The 1,404-nt window shown below is 28.3% G+C and carries 1 protein-coding gene and 1 pseudogene; both read left to right on the forward strand.

Going from position 1 to position 1,404, the window contains the following annotated elements; genetic code table 11:
* Nucleotides 1-722: pseudogene (locus AC30RD_RS06550) on the forward strand (thioredoxin domain-containing protein); the annotation flags it as partial.
* A complete protein-coding gene (gene msrA / locus AC30RD_RS06555) occupies nt 719-1,243 on the forward strand; it encodes a peptide-methionine (S)-S-oxide reductase MsrA (RefSeq protein ID WP_489493582.1) in 525 nt (174 codons plus the stop codon). The pseudogene AC30RD_RS06550 and the gene msrA, both read left to right, overlap by 4 nt.
* The last annotated feature ends 161 nt before the right edge of the window (nt 1,244-1,404 follow it).

Raw genomic sequence — 1,404 nt, forward strand, 5'->3', positions numbered from 1 at the left:
AGATCATTACCTCATGGAATGCTATGATGATAGAGAGCCTCTTTATTGCCTCAAGAATAGAAAACAGATATTTTGAATGGGCCGAAGAGGGACTAAAAAGATTGCTTGAGAAAAATTATATAGATGATAGACTATATCATGTCTCTATGATAGATAAAAAACCTAAAATTAAAGGTTTTTTGGAAGATTATGCATATCTTAGCAAAGCTTTACAAGAAGGCTATAAAACAACCTTAAATGAAGAGTATCTAATGCTTAGCGTAAAATTGGTAAATGATGCTCTTATTGAGTTTTGGGAAGAGGGAAAATGGTATTTTAGTAAAAACGAATTTAAAACCCCCTCAGACTATACAGACGCCACATATCCAAGTAGTGCGGCAACCATAACCTCTACAATGTTAACTCTTGGAAGTTTATTTGATGAAAAATATAAAAAATTTTCCTTTTTAACACTTGAATATTATAGTGAAAAAATATATAAATTCCTTCCATATTGTGCACTATTTGTAGAGGATATAACAAGATTTTTAAAAGATGATCTAATAATCAAATCCAATCAAAACTCTCTTATAGAGTGCGTAAAAAAGGTAGATTTTATTCATCCATTTATTTTGTTAAAAACACAAAATAGTAAAGATTTTATGCTATGCAATACCCTTAGCTGTTTTGCTCAAGAGAAAAATTGTGATGATTTATTAGAAGATATAAAGAGGCTAAAATGATAAATAAGGCAATTTTTGGTGGTGGATGCTTTTGGTGCTTAGATGCTGTTTTTAAAAGGGTAAAAGGCGTAATCGAAGTAAAATGCGGATACTGCGGAGGAAAAAGAGAAAATCCAACATATGAACAAGTATGCAGCGGCGCAACGGGTCATGCTGAGGTTATAAAAATAACATATGACCAAAATATTATAAGTTTTAAAGAGCTTTTGGAAATATTTTTTGAAATACATGATCCAACTCAACTTAATAGGCAAGGGGCAGATATTGGATCGCAGTATAGAAGTGTAATTTTTCCTATTGACAGCTCTCAAGAAAAGATAGCAAAAGAGTTGATTAAAAAATTAAATCCAAAATTCAATAATAAAATAGTAACTACAATAGAAAATTATAAAGCCTTTTATGATGCTGAAGATTATCATCAAAACTATTATCAACTAAATCCAAATCAAAAATATTGTCAAATAGTCATTTCGCCAAAAATAGAAAAATTTCTAAACAAATTTAAGGACAAAGCTAAATAATGGGAAAATTTATCTTTTTATTGGTTATTTTAATATTATTGTCTATATATTTAATCTACATAGATTTTAAAAAAACTAAAGATATTAAAAAGAGTCTATATTTTTCTCTTTTTCTTGCATATTTAATAGCAGTAACTATTTTTAGTAAATACACTTTTATT

It is taken from the genome of Nitrosophilus sp., assembly GCF_982775275.1.

Excerpts from the sequence above, each read along its gene's own strand:
- msrA (WP_489493582.1), top strand. The coding sequence starts at position 719 with ATGATAAATAAGGCAATTTTTGGTGGTGGATGCTTTTGGTGCTTAGAT.